Source organism: Mycobacterium innocens (assembly GCF_900566055.1).
Lineage (GTDB): Bacteria > Actinomycetota > Actinomycetes > Mycobacteriales > Mycobacteriaceae > Mycobacterium > Mycobacterium innocens.
The window spans coordinates 1-5687 of the sequence record NZ_UPHQ01000235.1 but is presented as its reverse complement, the minus strand read 5'-3'; the positions used below and the strand labels follow the sequence as shown (position 1 = coordinate 5687).

Annotated in this window: 5 protein-coding genes and 2 pseudogenes; 1 reads left to right on the top strand and 6 read right to left on the bottom strand. The window is 63.1% G+C overall.

Features of this window, described 5'->3' with window-relative positions; translation table 11 throughout:
* From EET03_RS22490 to EET03_RS31890, 3 genes and pseudogenes are all read right to left on the bottom strand, one after another.
* A pseudogene (locus EET03_RS22490) lies at nucleotides 1-263 on the bottom strand (helix-turn-helix domain-containing protein); the annotation flags it as partial.
* Nucleotides 264-443: 180 nt separating this feature from the next.
* Complete coding sequence (locus tag EET03_RS31895) at nucleotides 444-971, bottom strand: PE/PPE C-terminal domain-containing protein (RefSeq protein WP_244232486.1); 528 nt, start codon at nucleotides 969-971, stop codon at nucleotides 444-446.
* Between the two features lie 22 nt (nucleotides 972-993).
* Nucleotides 994-1653, bottom strand: a pseudogene (locus EET03_RS31890) (PPE family protein); the annotation flags it as partial.
* Nucleotides 1654-1993: 340 nt separating this feature from the next.
* On the opposite strand from EET03_RS31890, the gene EET03_RS22475 reads away from it, so the two are divergent.
* Complete coding sequence (locus EET03_RS22475; protein ID WP_099194256.1) at nucleotides 1994-2998, top strand: glutathione S-transferase family protein; 1005 nt, start codon at nucleotides 1994-1996, stop codon at nucleotides 2996-2998.
* Between the two features lie 79 nt (nucleotides 2999-3077).
* Here the strand turns inward: EET03_RS22475 and EET03_RS22470 are convergent, their stop codons facing one another.
* The 3 genes from EET03_RS22470 to EET03_RS31885 all read right to left on the bottom strand — a co-directional run bounded on the left by EET03_RS22470 (nucleotide 3078) and on the right by EET03_RS31885 (nucleotide 5443).
* On the bottom strand, nucleotides 3078-3494 hold the full coding sequence (locus EET03_RS22470) for a hypothetical protein (protein WP_075542224.1): 417 nt from the start codon (nucleotides 3492-3494) through the stop codon (nucleotides 3078-3080).
* Nucleotides 3495-3903: 409 nt separating this feature from the next.
* Nucleotides 3904-4323 carry a hypothetical protein gene (locus EET03_RS22465; protein ID WP_136625753.1) on the bottom strand — a complete coding sequence of 140 codons (420 nt, stop codon included), beginning with the start codon at nucleotides 4321-4323 and terminating at the stop codon, nucleotides 3904-3906.
* Nucleotides 4324-4396: 73 nt separating this feature from the next.
* Nucleotides 4397-5443: a hypothetical protein gene (locus tag EET03_RS31885; protein WP_425271551.1), complete on the bottom strand. Its 1047-nt coding sequence runs from the start codon at nucleotides 5441-5443 to the stop codon at nucleotides 4397-4399.
* Between the last annotated feature and the right edge of the window lie 244 nt (nucleotides 5444-5687).

The window sequence follows — 5687 nt, the reverse complement described above, 5'->3', positions numbered from 1 at the left end:
CACGCGGCGCCATGACCGTGCGTACGCACCGGACGCACCGCCTCAGCGACCGCGCCGATCAACGAATCATCAAGCGCATCAACGCTGTCGCTTCTGCTTAGCCCGGCCGCTTGCGCCGCCTCGACGTAGCGTCGGACCGTTTTGCGGTCCACACCGCAATGCGCGGCGATCGTACGCAACCCCGGCGCCGGCAACCCGACCACACCGAGCCACAACCGCAGCACTTCCCTGATCTCATTCACACTGACCTCCCGGGAACCCATGCACGCCCAACCCTTCCGTGACCGATGTCACGGCCGAGCCAACGCACAAACGAAGGGACCACCGACGCGACGCGCCGGTGGTCCCATAACTGGCAATCCAGGTGGTCCCATCCTCCTGGCAAAATCAGGTCAAACTGGTCCCAAGCTCATGGCAAACGACAGCGCCGGGTATGGACTCTGCTAACCAATTGCCTTCGGGCTGATCACCGTAATACGTGATCCCTGTTGGCGTTTGACGAAGTGTGTGTCTTCGCGCATACCACCTGCCCGCATGCCGGGAATCATGCCGGTTGGTCCATTTCCCGGCGCGGCGTCGTTGACCACCATCGGCGCCATCCGCACCGCTTCGGGGTGCGGCGTTGAAGCCGAGGTAGTCCAGCTGGTCGGCGCCGACATCAGCCCGATCCTGTCGGCCTTGCCCATACCCGCCGACACATCAGCCGCGCTTAGCCGGGCAAGGCCAGAGCCGACAGGGGGCCCGCTGGCACCCGTTGATGCGGCAGCGGCACCGGTCGCTGCTTGCGCGGGTGCCCAAGCCAGCGACTGAATGAGCTGCAGGACGTTCAGTTCGTAGCCCTGGGTGTCGTAGATCAGGGCCCCGTACATGTATTCCAGGTTCAGCAGCTCGTCCCACACCGGGATCGGGATACTCTTGAGGAAGTCCCAGATTCTGGTGTACCAAGGCGGCGACGAAAGGCGTTGCAACACTTGGTGCAATGGCAAGGTCGATCAATTTCGGGGTTAGTTTCGATATCGCGGACGCGGTGCCGCCAACCGGCGTCGTGGCGGCGTTTGCGACCGCTGCGGCTTGTCTGCCCAGACCGTCGGAGTCGGCGGTTCGGGGCGGCGCGGTGAACGGAGTCAGCATCGAGGCGCTCGCGCAGGATGCGGCATAACCGTACATTGCGGCGGCATCTTGCGCCCACATCTCGGCGTAGTGGAACTCGGTGGACGCGATTGCCGGGGTGTTCTGGCCGAAGAAATTCGTCGCAATCAGCGTCTGCAGCAAGCTCCGGTTGGCGGCGACGACGGGCGGGGGCACGGTCATCGCGTGCGCAGTTTCAAAGGCTGCAGCGGCTGCCCGTGCCTGTATTCCGGTCAGCTCGGCATTCCTGGCGGTGGCGCTGATCCAGAGTTGGTGCGGCACGACGGCGGCCACCATGGCCATCGACGCGGGCCCCAACCACTGTGAGCTGGCCAGCTCCGAAATCACCGACACGTAGCCCGCCGACGCCGCGGTCAATTCTGCGGCCAGCGCGTCCCACGCCGTTGCCGCGGCGATCAACGGCCCCGATCCGGGGCCGCTGTAGATCCGAGCCGAGTTGATCTCGGGGGGTATTGCGCCGAAATCGACGGTCACCACTTGACATTGGGCCAGGAGCCGCTTCATGCCGGCGTGGGTGTCGTTGGCTCGAAAGGTCATCTAGCCCACCATGTGTATGGGTCGCGTGCGCGACACCGTTGTCGGGGCACAGCAGACCGATGAATAGAGCGATAGTCCATTGCTGCACTACTAAGCGGTAGAAATAATTGCCTATGATTGCTTTCTTCGTGTTACCTTTTTGTAGCGTCCTGTTCTCCGGCGCTGACCCATCACGACCGTGGCCGCGGTGCCCGCGGGGCGACGGAAACGACGGCAGCACACTGCTATGAGATTCGGCGGAGCCAGCGTTCGACCGTCAAGTGTCGAGCGCTTCGCCAGGTGTGTCCGCCAAGGCATGATGGACACCATGGCCGCTTACGTCGCCGGGACAGGCGAATTCAACCGCGACACCAATTACATCACCACCCGTATCACCGCCGACGGACGCGACGGCTATCCGGTCGAGCCGGGCCGCTACCGGCTTGTCGTTGCCCGCGCCTGTCCGTGGGCCAACCGCACGATCATCGTCCGTCGGCTGCTTGGCCTGGAACCCGTTCTGTCCATGGGGTTTTGCGGTCCAACCCACGACGAGCGCAGTTGGACGTTCGATCTTGATCCCGGAGGTGTCGACCCGGTGCTCAAGATTCCCCGGCTGCAGGATGCCTACTTCAAGCGTTTCCCCGGCTATCCGAAAGGCATCACAGTTCCGGCGATCGTCGACGTGGCTAGCGGGGCGGTGGTCACCAACGATTTCGCTCAGATCACCTTGGACTTTTCCACGGAGTGGGCCGCATACCACCGCGACGGCGCGCCACAGCTGTACCCCGAGGCATTGCGGGACGAGATCGACGAGGTGAGCAAGAGGGTTTACACCGAGATCAACAACGGCGTTTACCGCTGCGGTTTCGCCGGATCACAGCAGCCCTACGACGCCGCCTACGACCGGCTGTTCACCGCGCTGGATTGGGTCAGCGACCGCCTAGCGGCACAGCGATACCTGTTGGGGGACACCATCACTGAGGCCGACGTGCGGCTGTTCACCACGCTGGTCCGCTTCGACCCGGTATACCACGGGCATTTCAAGTGCAATCGAAGCAAGCTGTCCGAGATGCCGGTGTTGTGGGCCTATGCCCGAGACCTGTTCCAGACGCCGGGTTTCGGTGATACGGTCGACTTCACTCAGATCAAGCAGCACTACTACATCGTGCACGCCGATATCAACCCGACTCGCATCGTGCCCAAGGGGCCTGAGCTAGCCGGATGGCTCACACCACATGGTCGGGAAGCATTGGGCGGCAGGCCTTTCGGTGATGGGTCGCCACCAGGATCGCCGGTCGAGGGGGAACGGGTGTTGGCGGGTCACGGGGCGTAGGGCGATTCGAGCGTCGACGTGTCTGGCTGAAATGAGTTGACGGGCATGCCGCCCGGGTATGGCTGCCGCGCCTGGCGAATCAGTCCGCTGCGTCACCTTTGAGCTTGTGGGCTTGTCGTTCTCCGGCTGGAGTGAGGCCCAGCCAGATCGTGAATTCCCACAGATCAGGCTCATCGTATTTGCTGACGAACAGGTTGGAGACGCGCTCCATGGCAGCGTCCACCGAGAGGTCCCAACCTGCGAACCTTTCGCCCGGGTAGGGCAGGTCCCCAATATGCATCAGCCCGTCTTCCAAGAGCGATCGGATGGTCCGCAGGGCGAACTGTTGTCGGGCGGGAATGGTGGTAGCGAGGTTGTCGCGGATGATGGCCGATTCGATCTCAGCCAGCGGCACCAGGTCGTACAGCGCACTGATCAGCAGTTCCGCCCGCAGCCGGTCTTGTGCCGTTTCGATTGGCTGGGTCTCCGGCCGTCTATTCTCGTCGGGTCGAGTCATAATTCTCCGTCTTTGTTGGTGTGCTTGGGCTTTCGCTGGTCGGCGACCGGTCGGAGTCAACGTCAGGTGCGTCATCCGGGGTTGAATTCGTCGAGGTCAGGTAGCTCGTCCTTGCCCATCACCGGGGGCCCGTGGTGGCTGTGGGGCGGGTGAACAGGGTGTGGTACGGATTCCGGCGGTACCGGGGTTCAGCCGCGTAGCATTCCGCCATTCACGTTGCTGCCAACGTGGTGCGCATGGAACCGCGATCGACGAAAGGACCCGGTAGAACGAAAATCACCCGGATTCCTGTCCAAATACACGTAGGTGCGGCACTGGAGGGCGGTACTATGTGCGACCGCATGTCTGCATGAGCGGTTCTCCCATTCCGCGAGTATCGCCAACGGCCTTCGTGGACGCTCCCGACGATTCAGTCCGCGGCTTCACCCTGAAGCTCGCGCGCTAGCCGTTCCCCGGCAGGAGTGAGTCCCAGCCAGATTGTGAAGTCCCACAACCCACGCTCCTCGTAGTGGCGAACTAGGAGGTCGTAGATACGTTCCATAACCGCATCGATCGAGAGATCCCAGGGCACGATGCGTTCATCGGAGGCGCCGAGTATGTCACCGATCTCCATGAGTCCATCATCGAGGAGCGACCGGATAGTGCGCAGCGCCACGTCTTGTTGCGCCGTTAGGCTCTCGGCGAGGTGTTCGCGCAAAATTAGCCCCATTACGTGCGCCATTGGCAGGCAGTTTGCTTCCGCATCGGACAACAAACGTCGGCGCAAGGAATCTTGGGCGCTAAACCCGCTCTGGCCGCGTTTGCGGCGCTCGTCATCAGGTTGAGTCATCGTTCTTGATACCTTCGCATTGTTTCTGGGTCGTTAGTTGTCCAGCGACCAGTGTCAGTCAACATCTTGGGCGTCATCCTGGGGTGAATTCATCTAAGTCAGGTAACTCGTCCTTACCCAACACCGGAGGTCCGTGATGGCTGTGCGGAGGGTGAACAGGGTGTGGGATGGATTCCGGCGGCACTGGGCCGATACCGACGACCGGTGGTGCTGGCCCAGCGCGGCCCGGCACCGGCTCTACTGGTGGGCGCGCAACAGATGGAGGTTCGACCGGGGCCCGGGCCGGTGGCGCCTCGGCTGGCGCAGCCCTGACTGGCTCCGGAATTTCCGGTACACCGCCCCGCGGATTGATGTGGATCTTGGTGTAGCCACGTTCGCCGGGGATATCGATGTCGAGGACCGGCTTTCCGGTGGACTCGGCCGACCAGCGTTGTCCGATCATGGTTCCGTCTGGGAGCCGATATCGAATGCCCTTGCTGGGATCACCATACCCATTGGGTACTTCCACCCCGTTCTGCTGCGCCCACCTCCAGAGGTTTTCAAGATCCTCCGGTGAGCGGACCTCTCTGATGAACGGTTTGTTGCCCGCAGGCAATTTGTCCAGCACCTTGCGAATATCGTCGGCGCTCGGACCGGTAGCAGGTTCCGGCGGTGGCGCCGGCGTCGGGTCCTGTTTCCAGGTGCGGTTGTCGACGGCCTGGACGCGATTGCCCTGTGCCGGTGCGGCGGGGACAGGCGTTGGCGGGACGGCGTGTCGGATGCCGGCCACGGCGGCGGTGACTTTGGCGGCGACTTGGTGATCGAGCCCGACCAGCTGGACGGCTCGTTGGCGGATGTCGCCGGCGAAGGCTTGTGCCTGGGTTAGCCGGGCGGCACGCTGCGCGGCCGACCCACCACTGCTTCGATCTGTGACCGACAGGTCCTCGCCGACATCGAATCCCGCCGCGCGGGCATCCTGGACCGCGTAGCGCACCCGCGAGCGCGCCGCATACAGATCCGAGGCTCCGCTGCGGGCCACTTTGGCCGCCTCATGCAACTGGTCGGCCACCGCGCTGGTCGTCAGCATGTCGGAATGCGTTTCGGTGCGCAGCGTGTCGGCTGCCGCGCCTCGCCAATCCACCGCTGATATAGATCGGGGTGGTCCCTTCACAAACGCCTCCGGAGGTGTCAGGAAGGGATCTGTAAGTGATTCCTTTTTGAGGTCCGTGTGTTGGCGCACGCGGGTTTCCTGACACGTCCCCGGAGGTGTTGTTATGTCTGTGCATCTTGCCCCAGTCACGTTGTCCACGATCGTCGTTGCCGTCGATGTCGGCAAGACCTCGGCGGTGCTCTCGGCGACCGATAGCGCCCGTCATCGTGTGTTC